The organism is Maribellus maritimus, assembly GCF_022267315.1.
GTDB classification, from domain to species: domain Bacteria; phylum Bacteroidota; class Bacteroidia; order Bacteroidales; family Prolixibacteraceae; genus Draconibacterium; species Draconibacterium maritimum.
Window position 1 is genome coordinate 194599 of record NZ_JAIKLE010000004.1, and the last position, 20815, is coordinate 215413.

The following is a 20815-nucleotide window of genomic DNA, read 5'->3' on the forward strand; positions in this document are numbered from 1 at the left end:
TTTTTATTTTTAACAATACTTAGTTCGGAAAATATGACTTAACCTATGTTAAATCGGGCACATTTTTTCCAAGAGGTTTGAGTTCATTTCAATAGTTTAAAATTCAACAACAAGGTCTGTTGTTTCTCGCCATTCCAATCTCCATTATCATCAGAAATCAAAAGCAAGTACTCCTTACCATCTACAGTGTAAGAATCAATGCCTTCAAAATTATCAAGTGCTTTGGAGAAGCCTGTGTCCAACAAGGTAATTGGCTCGATGTAATTTTCCTTCATTTTCTGAGAATTGACGAATACGAGACGAATACAATTTGACGTATCAGTCTTTTGAATAATTTTTCCAATATTACAATGTCACCATTTTGCAGAGTAGTAGCTCCTTTAACCTCCTTCAGAATGCTTGAATTGTTCATATATGTATCACTAACATTAACAAAACCATTATATCTCAATCTCTCTGTATTCTTTCCACCAGAATCAATTAACCATGCTTCGTAGTAATCATTATCATTCCCTTTCACCTCATATATCGCAAATAAAGAATCCCCAACATTCGTCAAAGCCTCTATACCAGCATTTTTTCTAGCAGGGAAACACTGTTTGTCATCGACAGACAATTTATCTACAGCACATCCAAATCCCGATTTTTTAAGGTCGTAACTCAACAAGTAATTTAGATTATCAAAACCCACGTAAACAATAGAATCGCCCAAGTAGGCCATTGATTCAATTTCTCCCCGAATTATTAAACTATTCAAATCATGAACCTGGCCTTTCACCATTCCTTTAGCACCAACCAGTGTCTGTTCGTCGTCATACTCAAGCGTAAATTGGAACCATTTAGATTTGAATTGAGTCTGTTTTGCAAGTTTTTCCTCAAGTGAATAATCTGATACAGTCATAATTGTCCTTCCGTTATCGAAACAGTGAAGGGCAGATAAACCACCGAAATCATATTTGTTTGTTTTGTTGGATCTCGAGTACAATACCAGTCCTCCTTTAAAAACAAGATTATCATTGGAGAGACAGGGAATCAGTTTTTTTCTCGCCTCATTCTTTTTCTCATTTTTTGAGTTGGTCCACGGCAATGAGTACACTTCGGTTTTTACATTCTGAGAGAAACCTTTATAATAGAGAAAAAGCAAAATGGTTAGAACAATTGACAATCTTTTCATAGACAATAGGTTGGCAATTAAATTTAACAAATCATTATCCATTTTAGCAATTAGCCAGAAACAAATTCTGGAAGAAATTCAGAACATTACATTTTAATATCAACTAAATACAAAAATTATGAAAGTCACCATCTGGCAACAGAGAATGGAACATTCTCAAAATCTATTCTTTTTCTGCCTCTTCGTTTGTTTTAAATGGATTCTCTCCAAATCGAAAGTTTATCGATAAAAAGAAGTTGGGGCGATATATTTGGTCATGAAGTTGATCTTTGTCTAAATCAGTAGAAATAATCTGCCCTTCATAGTATTGCTCTTTAAGTTTATTCTGTTGTTGGAATGCCACTCCTGCACTAAGTCCTACATTGTGATTAAACATTACATTATACCCGAAAAATGCTACAGGCGCCACCAAATCAAAACCTAATCCTGCGGTTACACTATGATTAACAGCCCTGCTAAAATTTTGAGCTGGGAAATATGAATAAAAGATTGCTGGTACATAACTCAAATCGAGTGCTTCTGCTTTATCCGCTTTAAATAATTGAAAAGTTGTGGTGTCCTCCTGTTGTCGTAAGAAGTATGTGGAACGTTCTAAAGACTTTGGAGTAAATCCAAACCCATAAGAAGCTACCCACTGTCCTCTTTGTTCTCCCTTAAAAACGAATGTCCATGTTTTATCGTCACGAGTTATAATAATCGTGAGTTTTTCTCCTGCTACTAACCTTATATTTTCTGGTCGGGACTTAGTGGTCATACTAATCGACTCTTTGGCTAAGTTGATCGTAGAAATGTCATTGCAGTCTTCCTTATCCAACTCTTTTTTTAGATCATCAACCAGTTTAGACAAGTCTTTCTCCGTTCTATTTTTTTTATCAGATCTTTGGAAATTTAAAACGGTATCTATTTTTTCCTGCAAATCATCACAAGGAGATTCTGGTCCAGCGCCCGAACCCCCGCTTTTCGGTGGCTGAGAAAGGGGGGCCAATAATTCCACTGTCTTTTCAATATCGATACTGTACTCAAAACCAGCTACAACATTCTCCAATAAGATAACATCGCAATTTAAATTACCTCTTTTCGAAATCACAGTCCCTTCGTCTTCTCCTAAATTTAGTTTAAGAACTGATTGAGATTCTACAAATAGATGAATTTGAAGGAAAAATAACACTAACATTATCAACTTTGCTTTCATATTTTTTGTTTTAGATTGTTAAAAATTTCATAGGACTTAAAATTGGTAAAGAAATGTTTAAATGTGTTTTATGATTAGCTTCTCCATAGCTACTATCTCTGATTTCCTGGACCAATTGTGCAACTGAGTAATGGCGTGACTTATCCTTCAAATATTGTAAACGAAGTGCCATTACACCACTTAAGTAAGCACAAGCCATTGAGGTTCCGTAGGTAGGTTCTGTCTGCCCATTTAAAGCGCATGATTCCATGTCATAGCCGACACAAGAAGTATCTATTCTATTCCCATAGTTTGCCCAATGTACCAATCGATACTTTTCTTTGGAATCATCTATCCTTAACACAGCACTAACTGCAATTACATTATCCAAACTAGCTGGGAAAGTCACAGAATTACTATTATGATTTCCCCCAGAACTAATCACAATTTTTCCTTTTAAAATAGCACCATTTACAGCCTGTTTAACAAGGTCATTAAACTTTATATACAAGCTTAGATTTATTATTTGAACATGTTCTAAAGATGAGGCATATTTAATTGCTTCAGCTAATTGATGGTGATTAATTTCCCCATCATGGATTTCATAAGCTTTTAATGGCAACAACTTTACATCAGGTGCAACTCCAGTCATTTTACTTCTTCCCTTTGCTCCAATAATACCGGCAATATGAGTCCCGTGCCCGTCTGTATCTAGCAAAGAACTTTCTACAAAAGACTTTTCGTATTCTCTATCTATGTTATCAAGAAGATCTTTGTGTGGAGAAATTCCAGTATCTATTATTGCTACTGTTATTCCTTTTCCTGTTGCAAACTTCCAAAAGGGGCTAACATCAAAATTATCTTTTAACCAGTGGGCTTTTAAACCCGGAGTAAAATCAAAGTTAATACTCCCATCAAAAACATTAAGTTGCGCGATTTCAAACCCACCACTCCAATAGTAATTATTAGCTTCATCTTTGTACCAAGTATTAATTCCTTCATATGATCCATCTATGCTATTCCCCTTATATAATATTCCATCTACCTCTAACTCTGTACCTGGTGCTAAATATTGGTAACAAGGCGCATTTAAACTTGGCTGCCCAACCCGTACATTTAAATATTTTGTCACCGTTACCTTCATTAGCCGACTCGTTTTATGTTTGGAGGGAGATTTTCTGGATTACTGGATTTATTGTTTTCAGGTTTTTGCTGTGTTGAACCTCTCAATTTCATTAGCTTGTTTAGTAAATCAAACCAGAAAGTTGCACCCAGAGAAATGGCAAAAGCAGTGAGTAAGAATCCCCAGAAATGATACCATAGAAGGCAAAATAGATAGCTGATTTTAGCCTTCAAAAAAAAACGGACGCCTTTACCATTATACGCACGTAGTTTCTTCTGGCTAGGTGCGTTTTTATCTCTGTATATCTTTGGCAATGCCTTTTTATCAATATAAACAGGATACACCAGTACATTTTTAACAGAATCAAATGGCGTCTCTACCGAATCGGGAAGCCACGCACCTAATCCCAAAATTGAATTCGCCTTTGCAATATCGGCATCCAGTTTCTTTTTGTACGCATATAGCGAATCCAGCTTTTGATTATAATTCTCAGCTGCTTTAATCGTGTCTTTTCTACTATTCAATTCTATCGGCAGACTGCGGTTGTTTTCTATATATGCATTTGCCATACTCACCATTTGTTCCCTGGCCGTTTTATCAGTGGATAGCTTTTTTGCAATAGAAATGGTATCAACGTTAAAGAACACCGCAATAAAAAAACCAATAAAAAAGAGGATGATTTGTACTTTTTGCTTATACCATCCACTTGCCCTTTCCATTGTATCACTAAACCATTGTTCCAGGCTGACTTTAAACTTCTCAACATCTCCCTGTGAATCAGCCCATATACTCCTTAAGTATTGAAGTGTTTCTGTTTCTATTTGAACTTCTGCTTCCTCTTTTCCCAACACATATCTTACCTTTTCGCCCCGAATGGTATCACCTATGGGCTTACTTTGAGACTCACCGGCTTGATATCCACTACCTCTTAACAAATCGATCATAACCTTTGAAAAATTAGCGGGTGTCATATAGGAAGGTTTATTGGTTTTATCTCGTTTAATCCATCTTTCAAACCAGGTGTTTTTTCCTAAATATTTAATCAAAGGGTGACTATAGAAAACAGTTGACAACTTATTCATTGAATATTCCTTACTATCACTATCATCCAACATTTTTATTATAGCTTTTTTCAATATTGAAGCTCGTAAGCGAATATTTGTTGCAATAATCTCCTGGAGTACGGTCGCTAAAAGGCTATATAACAAGTATATAAAAACCAATCCTATAAAAACATCAAGTACAATAGAGTTAAACATAGCATTTCGGGATATGACGTGAATTATTAACTATAAGCATTATCAAATTTTTTGATTTCAGAGGCTTCGAAGTTTTCATTTTTTCATTGTTTGGTGTATTGGTTATAGAAAGATAAATAAGTTTTCTATTATTCGCAATAGACTGATATAAAAAAGTTTACAAGTATTTTTGTTCGTGGGGCATAAATTTAAACGGAATCCCTGTTTTTGCTGTGCTTTTAACAAGGAAGGCTAACTAAAAATTATTTTTCAATTTTAATTATTTTGTAATGGTTTGTAATATAGTTGTTTAATAGTATGTTCTGCACTTCTCGGATTTTACAAAAAGGATTTATTTTTTGTTGATGTGTTTTTATTGGTCTTCGTATTAATTTTTATAGCCTGTATTCGCAATCCCTCAGGGAAAAACGATTTTGATTTGTTGAACTTTGTTACATTTGGTTGGTTTTTTTCTTTTGTTCAATAAAAAAAGATTGTGAATATGTCTAAAATTTGCGCTGTTCTATTGCTTTTTGTTAGTCTTTTTGTTTCGTCTGTAAAGGCCGGAAATGAAACGGATACCATTCCTGTTCCCAAATCATTTTTTGGTTTTCAGCCCGGTACCGACCGTATGTTGTTAAATTATGAATCGCTGATTGACTATATGCAGCAGTTGGCGGAAGCATCTTCGCGGGTAAAAATGCTGGAAATTGGGGAGTCACCGATGGGAAAAAAAATGCATATGCTGTTGTTTTCCTCTCCGGAGAACATTCAAAACATTCAGTATTTAAAAGAAATAAACAAAGAGCTGGCACTAAATCCCAATCTTACCGATGCTCAGTTGAAGGCTTACAGCAACGAAGGAAAAGTTTTTATACTGGCCACACTTTCGATGCACTCCTCCGAAGTTGGTCCGTCGCAGGCTGCGCCGCTGGTGGCTTATGAACTGGCGACTTCAGACGATTCTGCGCTGGTAAAGCAGTTAAAGGATGTGGTATATATGATGGTACCTTCCTCCAATCCGGATGGAATGGATATGATTGTGGAACATTACATGCAATCAAAAGATACAAAATATGAAGGCGGAAGTTTTCCCAAAGTGTATCATAAATATGTGGGGCACGATAATAATCGCGACTTTGTTACACTTACGCAGAAAGACAACAAAGCGATTGCCCGCGTGTACAACACGGAATGGTATCCGCAGATTCTGGTGGATAAACACCAGATGGGAGCCACCGGGCCGCGTTATTTTGTTCCGCCCATGCACGATCCGATTGCCGAAAATGTAGATGAAAAAGTGTGGAACTGGACCTGGATTTTTGGTTCAAATATGGCAAAGGATATGGCTGCCGATAGCCTGACAGGCGTCACACAAAACTCTATTTTTGACGATTACTGGCCGGGATCGACAGAAACCGGCATCTGGAAGAATATCATTTCGATGCTGACCGAATGCGCCAGTGTTCAGTTGGCCAAACCGGTTTATGTGGAAAAAAGTGAATTGCGGGGCGGTGGCTCGGGGCTGGCTGAATACAAAAAGAGCATCAACATGCCCGCGCCGTGGAAAGGCGGCTGGTGGCGATTAAGCGACATTGTGGCTTACGAAGTGTCATCGTCACTTTCACTTATAAAAACAGCTTCGTTTCATAAAAAGGATATCCTTCTGAACCGGAATGCGCTTTGCGTGGGCGAAGTAAAAAAAGGTAAAACAGAGGCGCCTGCCTACTTTGTGGTTCCGGCCAAACAGCATGACGAGAGCGAATTAATTGCAATGCTGGGTTTGCTGAATGAACATGGTGTTGACGTGTATAAAACATTGGATGAATTAAGCTTTAAAGGGAGAATTATTGAGAAGGGCGATTATATTATTCCATTGGCTCAGCCTTACCGCGCATTTGTAAAAGAAGTGATGGAAAAACAAAAGTACCCGGAGCGGTATTATACACCAGGTGGAGAATTGATGCGGCCTTACGATATAACCAGCTGGTCTCTGCCATTGCACCAGGGAGTTTCTTCCTATCAGATTGACGAAATTGTGGATGTGATTGACCAAAATATAAACAAAGTCGATTTTCCCTTTGAATTAAATTGGGAACTTCCGGAAGAAAATACGACGCTGATTTTTTCGGTAGATAACAACGAAAGTTTCAGGGTGGCTTTTGCTGCTCTGAAAAATGATATTGAAGTGTCGCGGCTTAGCAAAGATTCGGTAGTTGGAGAGATGGCATTAAAAACCGGCGATTTTGTAGTTGAGCTAAATCAAAAGAATGCGGATAAACTTAAAGAAATCTTGGAAAAATTAAGTGTAAAACCCGTAGAGATTTCAGGGGTAATTCCCTCAAATATAAAAGAATTAAAGCTGCCTGGAGTTGCCCTGGTAGAAACAGCTTTTCATGATATGGATGCAGGCTGGACACGTTTTTTGTTTGATACTTATCATATTCCTTTTACCGTTCTTAAACCGGAAGATATAAAATCAAAAGAACTGGATGATTTTGATGTAATTGTGTTTCCCGATACTAAAAAGTCCCTGCTTCTTGATGGGAAAAATAAAAGCAGAGATGGAAAAACATCCATTCCCAACTATGATCCCAGGTATATAAAAGGCATGGAAAAAGAAGGCCTGCAGAAGTTATTAAAGTTTGAAAATGAAGGGGGAACAATTGTAAGCTGGGGTGAGTCGGCTGAATTGTTTTTTGGTGTACAAACCATCAAAATTTCGGAGAAGGAAAAAGAGGAGTTTGAGTTGCCGGTGGAAGATGTATCACCGGCGATAAAAGGAAAGGGATTTTATGCTCCGGGGACCTTGTTTAACGTCGAACTGCTGGAAAATCATCCGCTTACCCTGGGAATGGGAAAAACAACTCGCGTATTTTCAGGGGGAAAACCTGTATTCGGTACATCCATTCCCTATTTTGATCTCGACCGGAGGGTGATTGCCAGTTACCCGGAAGAAGATATAGTGGCAAGTGGTTATGCCGAGAAAGAGGAATTACTGAAAGGAAAACCGGCAATGGTTTGGGCAAAGAAGGGAAAAGGAAATTTTGTATTTTACGGCTTTAATCCGCAATTCCGGGCATCTACTTCCGGTACTTACAAATTGTTGTTTAATGCTTTATTGCTTGATTAGATTAAAAGAATAGTCAAGACTATTACCGCTATGAGGGAGTTATTGTAATTCCTCAAAATCTAAATAATGCGTAATTTCCGGAAGTAACAACAGAGCGGCAAAATCTTCGTGGTTGAAAAAAGTATCTGAAATAAATTGATAACCTCTTTCAGGATGAGTTCTTTTTGCTGAATGTTATCTTGTAAATATGCGAATCGAAGTTGTTTTTTTTTCGATGGTCATCAGGCAAATTTTTTTATGTTTTCATGGCATGAGTTTTTCGTAGGTATGAATCGTATAAAAAGCAGTCACCGTTCTCTGGAACGGTGACTGCTTAAATTAATGTTTGTTAAACGCGCCGCCCTTTAGGGCGGTGATTGAAGTTAAGTATATAAACTTATTTTTATGATGAAAAAATTAACAGAACTCTCCCTTATTCCCTTCTGCACAAAGAGAGACGATTGTAATGCAGTTGCAATCAGGGAGAGTACTACATATCATTTTTTTCATTCAGCTTTGAGTAAACTTATTACATGATTATTTTAAAGCAACTTTTACAGTCTCTGCCATTGGAGTGGTTGGTCTGCCTATCAGTTTTGAAAGCTGTTTTGAGTTGTCATATAAATCACCTTTTGATGCTCCTGTATCCCAGCTTGCAATTGCTTCAGCAAACATTTCCGGTAGCCCGACACTTTTAAGAATTTTTGCATATTCTGTTTCAGGTAAATTGTTGTACGGAATATCTTTCCCTGTCTGGCTTGAAATTTCTGCAGCCAGATCATTTAAAGTATATGCTTCATCTCCTGCCAGTTCATAAACTTTTCCTTTGTGGCTTTCGTCGCTAACAACGATTGCTGCTGCTTCAGCAAAATCTGCACGCGGTGCCGACGAAATTTTTCCTTCGCCTGCGCTTCCTACAAATGCTCCTGCTGCCAATGCTCCTGCAATTGAACCGGTGTAGTTTTCGGTGTACCAACCGTTGCGAAGAATGGTATGTTCAATTCCTGATTCCTTTAGCATCTTTTCTGTTGCCAGGTGCTCTCCGGCAAGGCTCAATGATGAAGAATCTGCATGCAGCAAACTGGTATAAACAATCCATTTTACACCTGCGCTTTTGGCTGCTTCAATCACATTAAAGTGCTGCGTCGCACGTTGTCCCACCTCGCTACCTGAAATAAGAAGCAGGTTATCAACTCCCTGAAGTGCATCCGCCAGGTTTGCCGGTTCGCTGTAGTCAAACTCACGTGCTTCTACTCCCAATCCGTTTGCTTTCTCAGGTGTACGCACCAATGCTACGATATCTTCTGCTGAAACTTTCTTTTTTAATTCTGCTACAACCAGTTGTCCTAACTGACCAGTTGCTCCCGTTACTGCTATTTTCATTTTTTTTGAATTTTAAATATTAATAAATGTCTGTTAATGTAGTCATCTGTTTTTTCAGGATGATACTCTGTTTATTCAACAATTAAAAGTTAATTTGGTTACTTTACAACTTTAAAATATTTGAACTTCTGTTAGTTGGCTAAACCCAGTTGTTTCATGTAGGTGAGGTTGTCCCAGAAGAGATATTCTTCATACATCACACCTTTGTCGTTCCACAAACCAATGGTTACCATGTTTATCTTGAAAGCTTTTCCTGTCGGATCAATAAATTTCCCGTCGCCAATTGGCATCGGTTTCGTGAATGTTCCTTCCATTACCCCCATTACTGCAGTGAAGTTTCCCGAACCAATTTTAATGGGATGTTCTTTGATTCGGGTGTCCGGTGCATAAACGAACATTTTTTTTAAGTCTTCAATGTGGCGTTCAATTCCTGTAGTTGTGCTACCATCGGGCCAGTGGACCAGAATATCTTCAGCGTGGCTTTCATGAAGTCGTGCCCATTCTTCGTTTGTAAACACTACAAAATCTAATTCATCAAAAGTGGCCAGGTTTTTGGCAATCACCTCATTTGTTTCCGCAATTTTTGCAAGTTCACTTTTTAACTGTTCCACCTCTGCTTTGTATTCATTTTTGCTTTTTTGCGCGAAGGAGAAATTTGTAACGGTCAACACCAAAAGTATTGCCATTACTGCCTTTGTAAAATTCAACTTTGTTTTCATCGTATTTTTTGTTTTAATGTTACGATACAAAGGTAGGTCGGTGAAGGGCCTCGCACACTTGACCTGGGATAAGAAATACAATTGATCTATGTTAAGGGAAAAAGGAAGGCTATCTATTTTTTCTTTCGAATCCTACTGAGGCTTTCTGGTGTAATCCCCAGATATGAAGCGATATAAACCAATGGAACCCGTTGAAACATGTTGGGGTGTTCTTTTAGCATATCGTTGTAGCGTTCCACTGCCGATTCCCACATCGTGGCATTTAGTCGTTCCAGGGCGTTAATGTATGCTTTTTGAAAAAGAATACGAAAATAGCGCTCCAGCGTTGGGACTTCATCGTAAAGTTGTTCCAGTCGTTCTGTTGAAATCCGCAGCATCTGAGAATCTTCAAGCGCCTCAATGTAATATTTTGACGGACGTTTTGAAAAGAAACTTTCCAGATCGGAAATCCAGCTGTTGTCCAACCGAATCTGGTAAATGTGTTCAATTCCCTTTGGATCGATAAAATAAGATTGCAAACTTCCTTGCTTGATGAAATAAATGTATTTACACACTTCTCCGGGAACGAGCAGATCTTTTTTCTTTTTGATAAATGCAGGTTCAAAAGCCGACAAAATAATCGCTTCGTCTTTCTCTGAAATTGAAATCCATTTTTTGAAATAGTATAGTAGTTTATGCTCTCCGGATGTTGTCATAACCAAATTTCCTACACGGTGAAAATACAAAATTATGAATAATCAGCATGTTTCGCGTTTGGGGTAACTTTAACTAATCCGGTACAATTGCTCCATGTTTTACCAGTTCACTGCGAACTACTGTTGCCGGAACATCTTCCGGCGAAACATTCATTTTATGGGCTAGAAAGGCTGTTACAGCAGCAGCTTGTCCCATTCCCATACAGGAAGCCTGCACCCGTAGTGCGGAGTTCGCCATTCGGTCGCTGCTTACACACCGGCCGGCGACAACCAGATTTTTGCTGTTTTCGGGAATTAAGGCTCTCAAAGGAATCTTTCCTACCGCACCATTTTCCAAATATTCCTGGTGAATGGTTTTTCCTTCCCGGTGCAAATCAACCGGGTAAAACGAATAGGAAACAGCATCTTCAAAATCAACACCATTTATATAATCGTCGTGGGTTATCTGGTAAAGTCCGGAAATCCTGTAAGTTTCCCTAACTGCAGTCTCTGTTTTTAGGCTTGCGATTCTGATGTTTTCGCAACCCGGAAAGGTTTTTAACTCGCGCAATACTTTTAACAATTCTTTTCTTCCCCTAATGTTTGCATCTGTGTGTGTTACTGAACTTGTGGAATCTGCCTCCGGAACATAAACATAATTGTATGGCGAAGTTGTTGGGAAATTATTGGGTGTTCCTTCTTTTTCTGAATTGGTGAGCATATTTTGCCGCAGCAAACTGTGGTATCGTTTGGGAATTTTGTCAAGATTAAGTTTAGAGTAATCGTAACCCTCCAAGGCGAAAAGTAAGGAACCAGGTTGTGTTTCTTTTTCTCTTAATACTTCGCATCCGGCCATTGAACTAATGAGCGCATTTCCGGTACAGTCGATTATCTGATTACACTTAATTTGTGAGAAGCTTCCTTTTCCTGCAGTTTCTACAATCCAGTTGTTTTTTTTGAATTCCACGGCAACCGGACTTTCATAATACCGGATATCCACGCCCGCATCAATACATTTTTCTTCGGCAAGCAAAACATATAAGGCACTGTTTATTGCAATCTGGTGGCGCCAGTGTCGTACAGTGGTGTTGTTTATTATAACATTGAAGTTGGGCATTTGGTCACCATTCATTTTTACACATTCACTGACTATTTCCCAGCCAATGCCGCCAATAATTTGTTTTCTCCAGGCGTGAAATAAGCCGGGAAAAGTAACTCCTCCGGTAGTAATTGTTCCGCCTGGTTGACTGCCGCTTTCAATCAGTATGGTTTTGGCTCCGCATCTTGCTGCCTGAATCGCGGCAATCGTACCGGCTGTTCCGCCGCCAACCACCAAAATATCGCAGTTAATTTTATTTTCCGATTGTACTTTTGTCGGGAGTTCTGCTTTGGCAAACGGTGCTGAAGCGATTCCAACGGAAAGCGCTCCCATGCTTTTTATCATCTGCCTGCGTTTGATTTCTGTCATTTTTGTTTACTGATTTAGGCAAAACGTTGGTTTTTCAAAACTAAAATATGGAATAAAACAGCTCTTCTTAAAAAAAGGTTATCGGCTTGATCTGAATAAGTGGACTTACGCTTTAGTAAATTTATTTTTGCAAGACAATGGTTTTGTTCCCGACCCCCATTATAACTTTACTTGTGGTTTCAATAAATAAACCGGTTTCCACCAACCCGGGGATGCTTTTTAGTTTGATCTCCAAGTTTGTAAGGTTGGTTTGATTGGAGATGTCGATGTCCAGAATATAGTTTTGCTCGTCAGTAACAAAAACAGAACCGTCCACTTTTCGTAAAACAGGATTTAGGTTTAACAGTGCCAGCTCTTCCTTTATTTTTGATGCAGCAAAAGGAACAACCTCTACCGGCAGCTTAAAAGAACCCAGCCGTTTCACTTGTTTTCCTGAATCGGCAATAATGATATTAATTTTTGAATTGTGCGCCAGAATTTTTTCGCGAAGAAGCGCTCCGCCTCCTCCTTTAATCAATCGCAAATAAGGGTCAAACTCATCCGCTCCGTCGATATTAATGTCAATTTTTTCAATCTCTCCAAATTCTTTTAGCGGAATTCCATTTTCAATAGCCAGCAGCCTGGTGTTTTCGGAGGAAGGAATCCCAAATATCGATAAGCCGGAAGCAACTCTTTTTCCCAGCTCTTTTACCATGTATGCAGCAGTAGATCCCGAGCCGAGCCCGACTACCATTCCATTTTTTACCAACTTTACAGATTCAGCGGAGGCCAGTTCTTTTTCTTTTTCGTAATTCATTCAACCGAATTGTCTGATTAATAAAAATTTTCTGCAAAAATAGAATTAACCTTTTAATATGTAAGCATTTTTTTGCGCAGTTAATGCCAGCTCCGTAGCAAGAAAACAATGATCCTGTGTCATTGCCGTTTCGGTTCGGTTAACTACATCGTTTACCAGTTGTTCTCCATACGGCATATTTATTTCGGAACAATTGTAATATTTGGTCTCTTTCTGATTAACCAAAAAGAGATGGTTTCCGCCTTCACGGCCGGCGATGTCAATATACTTTCGCATTTCAATATAGCCCTCTGTACCCAGAATAAATGTTCGCCCATCGCCCCAGGTATCCAGTCCCTCCGGAGTAAACCAGTCGATACGAATGTAGCCGGTAGCATGTGGGCTACGGACATTCATATCTCCAAAATCCATATACTGCGGATACTGTGAGTTCCCAAAATTTCCCAGCTGAGAAAGCGAAACTTCAGCTTGTTGAGATTGGGTGTAAAACAAAAACTGATCGCATTGGTGTGAGCCAATATCACATAAAATACCGCCTGCTTTTTCAGGATAAAAAAACCAGTCGGGGCGCGACTCCGGGCGCATCCGGTGTGGTCCCAGACCAATGGTTTGAACCACTTTTCCAATGGCGCCCGCCTGAACCAGTTCGCCGGCTTTTACCGATGCCGGGTTTCCCAGGCGCTCGCTGTACATGATGGAGTAAATGCGTTGGGTTTCTTTTTGTGTTTTTTTTACTTCATTAAATTGTTCAAAGGTAACAATACCCGGTTTGTCAGCCATATAATCTTTGCCTGATTTCATCACCCGGATACCCAGTGGAGCTCTTTCAACCGGAATTCCGGCGCTGGCAACCAGCTGGATGGAACTGTCTTCAAGAATTTCTTCTTCGCTTTTGGCTACTTTTACTTCGGGAAAACGCCTTGTAAACGGAGGGAGTAATTCCGGTTCACGCGAATACACCGAGACCAGCTCACCACCACCACCAATAAGTGCACTCACCATTCCGTAAATATGGCCATGGTTAAGACCAATTACCGAAAAACGAATGGAGTTTTTAGGCGCAGAGCGATCTTTCGATTTCAGAACAATTTCCTCCGGACGATTGGTGCTGTGGAGGCTGCGACCAAACAATTCACCAGGCAAAAAAGCGGCAGCTGTAACTCCGGTTGCTGAAGCTATCGACTTTTGCAGAAATTTTCTTCTGTTAAGTTCCATAAGTTTATATTGTTTTTAAGTTGTTGGTTTATATTCTTAAAATTTATACGAAAATAAAAGATAATTCAATGAAACAGCATGAAAGCCGGGGAAAATAAAATTTCACTGGACCAATTTTTTTATTTCCGCTGAGGTAAGCACTCGGTCGAAAACTGCCAAACCGCCGATTAAGCCTTTGTAAAAGTTACCCATTCCTTTTTTTTAAAAGAACGGAACCAACAGTAAAGTCAGAACCATTGTTTCCCATTTCACCCGGAAAATCCTGTTGAAGTTAGTCACGATATGAAGATTATTATTTTTCGACACTTATTATCCCACTGTTTATTGTGTGGCATGAACGGTGGTAAAGACAGGTTTTCTGAAGAAAACTTAGGGAATTGATATAGTTTGAACTTTGGTTTAGTCAAAAAAACATTTTGGTAAAAAGAAAAATTACTCATTGTTTGCAAGAATACTATTTTAGAACGTGTTGTAACGAAAGTGGCATTGTTCTTTCATTTTTCCCTGATGAAGAGCCAAAACGAAACTTTATCAAAATGCGTCGGTATGAATTGTACAAGTTACAGGCTTGTGATCCGAAGCAGTAGGGAAGTCTTTATATATAGGATTTCCGCTATTTGTATTAAAGTTGATTTTGGCACCACTCACCCAATGGTTTATCCGGCTATACAAAATGTGGTCAATCCACGAATTAATATATGAATAATTAAAAATTGGATCAGCAAAACTTACGGTGTACAATGAGGAAAAATCGAGGTCATTTTTTTTCTTGTCATCAAGCGTGTCAAAAATAGAATTTCCCAGGCACAATTCAGGTTGCCATATGGAACCCATCAGGCGTTCAATACCACTGGCATTTATTTTCATTTCACTGGCATCGAAACCTGGTCCGTCATTGATATCGCCACAAACAATCAAAGGAATATTTTTGGTGTTATCGTTGCTTAAATAATCATTTAAAAAATTTGTGCGAAGTTGGTGGCACTGAGCAACTATCTTTTTCCGGTTGCCATCGGCTTTGGCTCACCATTTCGACCATTCGAGGGCATCAAAAATTCCTTTGCTTTTCAAATGCAGACCGATGATTCTGAATTTTTTCCCGTCAAACAAATTTATTGATGCATACAATGGTTTTCGTTCAAATTTGTGCACTTCTTCAATACCGTCACCATCTGTGTCCATTGTAAACTCATTGGTGGCTTTTTTTAAGGTCTCCGCTTCTACTGCTGATGCTATGTCAAACCAATCAAAAGGAGGATCGGCAAACAGCCCTTTGTCGGTTCGTACAGCCAACCCAACACTTTGCGCCCCCGTGGGCTGCACTACACATTGCCAGTTGCCGTTAATATCAGCCTGATCAAAAAAGAGTTGAAGTTCAGTACTTTGATTTGGACCTTCTACAAGAATCCAGATATCGGAATCAATGTCGTTAATAACACCGGTTAAATCCCGAATTCTGTGACCGATAATTTCTTTGGTCATGTAACCTTTTTCATAATACGATTTAAATTCCGGAGGATTCCCAGTAAATAATTCATTAAACCATTCTGCATTCCATAGCGCAAATTTTATTTCAGCCATTTTTTTGTTGTAATTTAAAAAGAAGTCATTTGTACTTTGTTTATTTTCCTGATAAACAGGAATAATGAGAGCTGTGTCATTGTTTAGAATAAAATGATATCCTATTTAAATTACAACAAATAATTGGGGAATCAATTTATTAAGGGCAAAAATTTTGAAGCAGAAATTGAAAGTTCCTTTTTAATAAAAGAGTTCACCGGCGGTGTCGACTATTTTTTAAAATTGATGGTATAGTTCTTTTCGTTACCATAGATTTTATAAAATTTGAACCCGGCATTCCGGCACAACGTTTTTATATCGTTGCTTTTTAGTTTGTCGGGATCGCCAGCCAGCTCTGAAACCGACAAGATTCCATCTGGTTTTAACATTCGATAAAATTCCAGGATGTAAGTTTCTTTGTTCTCAACCTCGCCAATTACAGTTACCATAAAAATTCGGTTAAAGGAATTGTCGCTAAAAGCAAACTTGTTTCCATTACATAGATAGTATTCAGTGTTTTTAATTCCCTTTTTATCAAGGCGCTTTTGGGCGAGGTCGAGCATTTCCTTTTGAATATCAGCCAGCACCAATTTCCCGTGTTGAAGAAATCCTGCCACCTTTAAACTAAAATAACCGGGACCGGGGCCTACTTCCAGTACCAACGAATCAGCTTTTAACTCAAGTCTTTTTATTAGCTGATTAGGTGATAGAAAAATATTTCGTAACGGGATAAGAAGTGTAAATGCCATTTGATAGGGAAATATACCTTTGGAAGTAAACCGCTTTGTGACGCCGGTTGAGCTGTTTTTAGTCATTTTCAGAATATTTAACTTTTTATCGCAAAAAAGTAAATCCAAAGTATAAATAAAATCTGTAACGGAATTCTAAACCACAAATAAATGGGGCCGGCTCCCTGGAATGTCCCTTTCTGGTAGTCGATATGATTAATGGCTGCATAGACATTTGCCGGCAGAATAAGCAGGAAAAAAGCGATAAGCAACCATCCTGTCAATGCTCTGAATGCCGGGAGAAAAAGTGCGAAAGCCGCGACAATCTCGATAGCTCCTGTCAGGTAAACCAGTTCTGTTTTGAATGGAATAAAGGAAGGAAGCATCATCGACATCCCTTTTGTAAAAACAAAATGCCCCATTGCTGTAAAAACAAGCATTGCTGACATCGCAATTCGGCCCGGAAGAGCAAATTCAAAATTTCCACGGAATACCTTTATGCCCAAAACCGATATAATAAATACACTAAGCAGTACAACGAATGGTTTCATAACTAAAAGTCTTTGTTTGCAAAGTTGCGCTGAATTGATAAATAAAACAATGAACCAGGGTTAAGAAATTCTCTTTCGTATTCTGCTTAAGGCCTGTGGGGTGATTCCAATATATGATGCAATGTATTTTAACGGAATTTGTTTGATCAGTTCGGGCCGGGAAGAAAAGAGGTCGAGGTAACGTTCTTCGGCTGTTCTGTTTAGCAGAGAAATTTCGCGGTTTGATTTGATTAGAAAAAGCCTTTCTGCATTCCGTCTGCCCAATTCGTTTCCTACTCCTGTGGTCTCATAAACTTTCTGTAAATCCTGATAATTTATCCTGTATAAGGTGGTTTGTGTAATGGTTTCAACCTGGTAAGGACACGGTTGTTGAGTTAAAAAGGAATCGTAAGCACTTACAAAATTATTTTGAAATACGAATCCAAAAGTTTGTTCACCACTTGTTCCCCGAACATAAAATCGTACAACTCCGGTTTCAACAAATGACAAATACTTTTCTACGTCGCCCTGTTTTAAGATGATACTTTTCTTTGTGAAGGTCTTTCTGATTAGTTTGGAACTAAAAAACTCCCAGTCATGGTCTGTCATTTCAACAAAATTCTCCAGGTATTTTCTTATTGGGTTCATACGCTCACTTTTATTTGTGCATTTGAAATGAAAGGTACTGTAACAGTATCATCTGTTTTTAGGATACAAGCTTGCTAAGCTATTTAAAACCGGGTTATTATATTTTAATAATCCCGTTTCTGTATAAATTCAAAGCCTGATTTAAAATGGTTTCAATTGTATCCAGGGGGAGGTCTTTGTTTGGATTTACCCTAAAAATTTTCATCCTTGATCGATTTCCTGTTTCCAGATCAGGGTGATTGAGATGTCTTCCTTCTACCATAAGTATATAAGGTTCATGTGTTTTTTTGTCCGTCCAGAGGTGACAGAACATTTTTTTTCTGTAACAAAAACAGGGCATGCCATATTTTTTTGTTTCGGTTACATTGTTATCCTGTTGGAGAATGATGTTCCGCAGAGCCAGCAAACAACTTCGGTTTGGCTCTTCACTACTTAAATAAAAATTGTCTGATGCTTTCATTATGGTTTTCAAGTTACTTTAAATCATCTTAAAAATCAATGAAAGGTTTTGTTTGGTTTTTGTTTCCGGGAAAAAATGAAACAAATTTTCTGCAGGAGTTGAATTCTTTTTTTTGTTTTAGATTAACTCAAAAAAGAAAACCCCGGTTCAAAAACCGGGGCCTTCATCTAGTTTATAGTAAAATGGATTAGAAAATGGTCTATTCTTCTTCCTGCTCAGCTTCGTAAGCTTTTAACAGTTCATCCTGAACATCAGCAGGAACTTTTTCATATCCGTCGAAACTAATGTCAAATACTCCTCGTCCTCCGGTAATTGAACTTAACGAAGTGGTGTATTTATTCATCTCTTTTAACGGAACTTTTGCTGTAATTTTTTCCATTCCTTTTTCAGAGCCCATTCCCATAATCATGGCGCGGCGTCCCTGCAGGTCACTCATTACATCGCCCATTCTGTCGGAAGGAACCCATACATTCAAATCGTAAATTGGCTCCAGAATTTTAGGCCCGGCGTTTTTAAAAGCCATACTAAATGCATTACGACCGGCAAGTTTAAATGAAATCTCATTTGAGTCTACCGGGTGCATTTTACCATCGTAAACATATACACGGATATCGCGTGCATAGGAACCGGTAAGCGGGCCTTCTTCCATTTTTTCCATAATCCCTTTCAGAATGGCCGGCATAAAACGGGCATCGATTGAACCACCAACAATACAGTTGCAGTAAATTAATTTACCACCCCATGAAAGTTTGTGCTCTTCAACTGCACGAACGGAGAGTTTCTGTTCTTTGTCACCGAATTTGAACATTGATTTTGGTTCGCTACCATCTTCATATGGTTCAATAACCAGGTGCACTTCCCCAAACTGTCCTGCACCACCTGATTGTTTTTTATGGCGGTAGTCAGCCTGAGCCGCTTTGGTAATGGTTTCGCGGTATGGAATTTTGGGCTGAAGATAATTTACTTCAATCTTATGTACATTGTCAAAATACCATTTTAATACATTGGTGTGGTATTCTCCCTGACAGTGAACCAGCAACTGTTTTAATTCCTTTGAATAATCAATAATAAATGTAGGATCTTCATATTTTAGTTTATTCAAAACTTCACCTACTTTTTCATCATCGGAATCGTTTACGGCTTTTACTGCCACGGTATGTCTTGATGAAGGGAAAGTTATCGGTTCAAATTTTGTATCAGCTTCTTTTGTTGTAAGCGTTTGGTTAAATTTGGTTTCCTTTAATTTAACGGTACAACCTAAATCGCCGGCAACCAGCTCATCTACCTTTTCACGGTTTTTACCGGCCGCAACAAATACTTGCGATAAACGTTCCTTATTTCCTGATTTGCTGTTGATTAAATCGAGTCCTTCACTAATTTTTCCGGACATTACTTTGAAATAGGTAATTTCACCAACGTGAGATTCAACAGTAGTTTTAAAAACAAATAAACTTGGTGGTTCTGATTTTTCCATTTTAACAGCTTTGCCACTAACTACAGTCCGCATTTCTCTTTCGTTTGGTGCGGGAGCTATATTGGCAATAAATTCGAGCAGGCGGCCGGCACCGATACCTTTTTTTGCTGTAGTACAAAATACCGGATACAAATCGCGTTGCAGCATTCCCAGTTTCATGCCCTTACGCATCTCGTCTTCAGTTAAACTGCCTTTGTCAAAATACAGTTCCATTAAAGCCTCTTCATTCTCGGCTGCCATCTCAACCAGTTCGTTGTGCAGTTCTTCTGCTTTTTCAATTTCTGAATCCGGAATATCCAGAACTTGCACTTCTCCTTTATCGTTGTATTTATACATTTTCATTTTTAATACATCGATAACAGAGGAAAAACTTGGACCGGCATCAACCGGGTACTGTACAATGGTAACTTTGTTTCCAAAAGTTGCTTTGCACTGGTCGAGTGCCGCATCAAAATTTGAATTGTCGTGATCAAGCTGGTTAAAAACAAAAACCATCGGAGAGTTCAGTGCTTCGGCATGACGGCCTGCTGCTTCGGTACCCGCTTCAACACCATTCGTAGCATTAACTAACATTAAACTCAGGTCGGTTACATTTAACGATGAAACAACACCACCACATAAATCATCCATTCCAGGAGTGTCAAGAATATTGATTTTTACACCGTTTTTTTCCGTATATAGTAAAGTTGGCAATACCGAGTTGCCATAATCGTGTTCAATGTCGGTGTAATCCGAAACGGTATTTTTAGCCGTTACTTCACCTTTTCTGTTTATCACTCCACCCTCGAAAAGCATAGCTTCAGCAAGGGTGGTTTTCCCACTGCCAGCATTACCCAACAGTGCAATGTTTCTGATTTGATTTGTTTTATAAACTTTCACGTGTATATGTTTTAGTTAATATTTTAAATATTTACAGAATTATTTGTTAATGCTGTATTTCTATCCAAATTTTTTAATCATCTCAGGCATGAAAACTTACTTCTTTGTGAAGTGAATTTTTCCCATTTTCTTTTCCCGTTTTTCGGAAGTTTTATAAAAAAGGTCACCAAAATTAGTAATAATTTATTAACAATCAAGTTCCATGAATTTGCGAGTTAATGTTATACAACTATATTTTTTTTACTGTTTTATTTAAGCAATTATAATTCAGTTGTTTAAACGTTTTTGTCGATAGATCGGTGTTGGGTTAATATTCTCATATTCAGATGTTTGATTTTGTTTTCTCGGAGGCCGTTGAATAAATATGATTTTAGTCGATTGTGTAAAAAGGATGCAAGAAGTATTTGTGCAAATAATCAGCTTTTTATATGTCTTATTTAGACTGAATAAAAAAAAGTTTTAA

The 20815-nt window shown here is 38.4% G+C and carries 19 protein-coding genes; 1 reads left to right on the forward strand and 18 read right to left on the reverse strand.

What is annotated here, in order from left to right:
• Positions 1 to 83 precede the first annotated feature (83 nt).
• The 5 genes from K5G00_RS05505 to K5G00_RS05525 all read right to left on the reverse strand — a co-directional run bounded on the left by K5G00_RS05505 (position 84) and on the right by K5G00_RS05525 (position 4727).
• Positions 84 to 275: a hypothetical protein gene (locus K5G00_RS05505; RefSeq protein ID WP_238765037.1), complete on the reverse strand. Its 192-nt coding sequence runs from the start codon at positions 273 to 275 to the stop codon at positions 84 to 86.
• Positions 272 to 1174 carry an esterase-like activity of phytase family protein gene (locus K5G00_RS05510; RefSeq protein ID WP_238765044.1) on the reverse strand — a complete coding sequence of 301 codons (903 nt, stop codon included), beginning with the start codon at positions 1172 to 1174 and terminating at the stop codon, positions 272 to 274. The genes K5G00_RS05505 and K5G00_RS05510 overlap by 4 nt, the downstream gene beginning before the upstream one ends.
• 163 nt (positions 1175 to 1337) lie before the next feature.
• Positions 1338 to 2366, reverse strand: coding sequence for a hypothetical protein (locus tag K5G00_RS05515; protein ID WP_238765045.1), 1029 nt, complete (start codon positions 2364 to 2366; stop codon positions 1338 to 1340).
• 10 nt (positions 2367 to 2376) lie between these two features.
• Complete coding sequence (locus K5G00_RS05520) at positions 2377 to 3489, reverse strand: S8 family peptidase (RefSeq protein ID WP_238765057.1); 1113 nt, start codon at positions 3487 to 3489, stop codon at positions 2377 to 2379.
• Positions 3489 to 4727, reverse strand: coding sequence for a hypothetical protein (locus K5G00_RS05525; RefSeq protein WP_238765058.1), 1239 nt, complete (start codon positions 4725 to 4727; stop codon positions 3489 to 3491). Before K5G00_RS05525 ends, K5G00_RS05520 begins: the two co-directional genes overlap by 1 nt.
• A 481-nt stretch (positions 4728 to 5208) precedes the next feature.
• Here K5G00_RS05525 and K5G00_RS05530 point away from each other — a divergent pair, with 481 nt between their 5' ends.
• On the forward strand, positions 5209 to 7839 hold the full coding sequence (locus K5G00_RS05530) for a M14 family metallopeptidase (protein WP_238765065.1): 2631 nt from the start codon (positions 5209 to 5211) through the stop codon (positions 7837 to 7839).
• Positions 7840 to 8355: 516 nt separating this feature from the next.
• On the opposite strand, the gene K5G00_RS05535 is transcribed toward K5G00_RS05530, so the two are convergent.
• From K5G00_RS05535 to K5G00_RS05595, 13 genes are all read right to left on the reverse strand, one after another.
• Positions 8356 to 9201, reverse strand: coding sequence for an SDR family oxidoreductase (locus tag K5G00_RS05535; RefSeq protein ID WP_238765067.1), 846 nt, complete (start codon positions 9199 to 9201; stop codon positions 8356 to 8358).
• 131 nt (positions 9202 to 9332) lie between these two features.
• A complete protein-coding gene (locus tag K5G00_RS05540) occupies positions 9333 to 9920 on the reverse strand; it encodes an ester cyclase (protein WP_238765078.1) in 588 nt (195 codons plus the stop codon).
• A 113-nt stretch (positions 9921 to 10033) separates the two neighbouring features.
• Entirely contained in the window at positions 10034 to 10615 is a 582-nt protein-coding gene (locus tag K5G00_RS05545; protein ID WP_238765080.1) for a Crp/Fnr family transcriptional regulator, read from the reverse strand.
• A gap of 73 nt (positions 10616 to 10688) precedes the next feature.
• Positions 10689 to 12062: an FAD-dependent oxidoreductase gene (locus K5G00_RS05550; protein ID WP_238765087.1), complete on the reverse strand. Its 1374-nt coding sequence runs from the start codon at positions 12060 to 12062 to the stop codon at positions 10689 to 10691.
• A gap of 121 nt (positions 12063 to 12183) precedes the next feature.
• Entirely contained in the window at positions 12184 to 12858 is a 675-nt protein-coding gene (gene rpiA / locus K5G00_RS05555; protein WP_238765089.1) for a ribose-5-phosphate isomerase RpiA, read from the reverse strand.
• A 45-nt stretch (positions 12859 to 12903) separates the two neighbouring features.
• Positions 12904 to 14073, reverse strand: a complete 1170-nt coding sequence (locus K5G00_RS05560; RefSeq protein WP_238765091.1) for a Gfo/Idh/MocA family protein — start codon at positions 14071 to 14073, stop codon at positions 12904 to 12906.
• A 531-nt stretch (positions 14074 to 14604) separates the two neighbouring features.
• Positions 14605 to 14991: an exonuclease/endonuclease/phosphatase family protein gene (locus tag K5G00_RS05565; protein WP_238765098.1), complete on the reverse strand. Its 387-nt coding sequence runs from the start codon at positions 14989 to 14991 to the stop codon at positions 14605 to 14607.
• Positions 14992 to 15096: 105 nt separating this feature from the next.
• Positions 15097 to 15654: a hypothetical protein gene (locus K5G00_RS05570; protein ID WP_238765100.1), complete on the reverse strand. Its 558-nt coding sequence runs from the start codon at positions 15652 to 15654 to the stop codon at positions 15097 to 15099.
• A 209-nt stretch (positions 15655 to 15863) separates the two neighbouring features.
• Positions 15864 to 16448: a class I SAM-dependent methyltransferase gene (locus tag K5G00_RS05575; protein WP_238765102.1), complete on the reverse strand. Its 585-nt coding sequence runs from the start codon at positions 16446 to 16448 to the stop codon at positions 15864 to 15866.
• Between the two features lie 11 nt (positions 16449 to 16459).
• Positions 16460 to 16912 carry a DoxX family protein gene (locus K5G00_RS05580; RefSeq protein ID WP_238765119.1) on the reverse strand — a complete coding sequence of 151 codons (453 nt, stop codon included), beginning with the start codon at positions 16910 to 16912 and terminating at the stop codon, positions 16460 to 16462.
• A gap of 60 nt (positions 16913 to 16972) precedes the next feature.
• Positions 16973 to 17539 (reverse strand): Crp/Fnr family transcriptional regulator, encoded by a 567-nt coding sequence (locus tag K5G00_RS05585; RefSeq protein WP_238765128.1) that lies wholly within the window; start codon positions 17537 to 17539, stop codon positions 16973 to 16975.
• A 97-nt stretch (positions 17540 to 17636) separates the two neighbouring features.
• Entirely contained in the window at positions 17637 to 17999 is a 363-nt protein-coding gene (locus K5G00_RS05590; protein WP_238765130.1) for a DUF1801 domain-containing protein, read from the reverse strand.
• Between the two features lie 199 nt (positions 18000 to 18198).
• Positions 18199 to 20352 (reverse strand): elongation factor G, encoded by a 2154-nt coding sequence (locus K5G00_RS05595; RefSeq protein WP_238765131.1) that lies wholly within the window; start codon positions 20350 to 20352, stop codon positions 18199 to 18201.
• Positions 20353 to 20815 lie beyond the last annotated feature (463 nt).

Excerpts from the sequence above, each read along its gene's own strand:
- K5G00_RS05505 (WP_238765037.1), bottom strand. The coding sequence starts at position 275 with ATGAAGGAAAATTACATCGAGCCAATTACCTTGTTGGACACAGGCTTC.
- K5G00_RS05510 (WP_238765044.1), bottom strand. The coding sequence starts at position 1,174 with ATGAAAAGATTGTCAATTGTTCTAACCATTTTGCTTTTTCTCTATTAT.
- K5G00_RS05515 (WP_238765045.1), bottom strand. The coding sequence starts at position 2,366 with ATGAAAGCAAAGTTGATAATGTTAGTGTTATTTTTCCTTCAAATTCAT.
- K5G00_RS05520 (WP_238765057.1), bottom strand. The coding sequence starts at position 3,489 with ATGAAGGTAACGGTGACAAAATATTTAAATGTACGGGTTGGGCAGCCA.
- K5G00_RS05525 (WP_238765058.1), bottom strand. The coding sequence starts at position 4,727 with ATGTTTAACTCTATTGTACTTGATGTTTTTATAGGATTGGTTTTTATA.
- K5G00_RS05530 (WP_238765065.1), top strand. The coding sequence starts at position 5,209 with ATGTCTAAAATTTGCGCTGTTCTATTGCTTTTTGTTAGTCTTTTTGTT.
- K5G00_RS05535 (WP_238765067.1), bottom strand. The coding sequence starts at position 9,201 with ATGAAAATAGCAGTAACGGGAGCAACTGGTCAGTTAGGACAACTGGTT.
- K5G00_RS05540 (WP_238765078.1), bottom strand. The coding sequence starts at position 9,920 with ATGAAAACAAAGTTGAATTTTACAAAGGCAGTAATGGCAATACTTTTG.
- K5G00_RS05545 (WP_238765080.1), bottom strand. The coding sequence starts at position 10,615 with ATGACAACATCCGGAGAGCATAAACTACTATACTATTTCAAAAAATGG.
- K5G00_RS05550 (WP_238765087.1), bottom strand. The coding sequence starts at position 12,062 with ATGACAGAAATCAAACGCAGGCAGATGATAAAAAGCATGGGAGCGCTT.
- rpiA (WP_238765089.1), bottom strand. The coding sequence starts at position 12,858 with ATGAATTACGAAAAAGAAAAAGAACTGGCCTCCGCTGAATCTGTAAAG.
- K5G00_RS05560 (WP_238765091.1), bottom strand. The coding sequence starts at position 14,073 with ATGGAACTTAACAGAAGAAAATTTCTGCAAAAGTCGATAGCTTCAGCA.
- K5G00_RS05570 (WP_238765100.1), bottom strand. The coding sequence starts at position 15,654 with ATGGCTGAAATAAAATTTGCGCTATGGAATGCAGAATGGTTTAATGAA.
- K5G00_RS05575 (WP_238765102.1), bottom strand. The coding sequence starts at position 16,448 with ATGACTAAAAACAGCTCAACCGGCGTCACAAAGCGGTTTACTTCCAAA.
- K5G00_RS05580 (WP_238765119.1), bottom strand. The coding sequence starts at position 16,912 with ATGAAACCATTCGTTGTACTGCTTAGTGTATTTATTATATCGGTTTTG.
- K5G00_RS05585 (WP_238765128.1), bottom strand. The coding sequence starts at position 17,539 with ATGAACCCAATAAGAAAATACCTGGAGAATTTTGTTGAAATGACAGAC.
- K5G00_RS05590 (WP_238765130.1), bottom strand. The coding sequence starts at position 17,999 with ATGAAAGCATCAGACAATTTTTATTTAAGTAGTGAAGAGCCAAACCGA.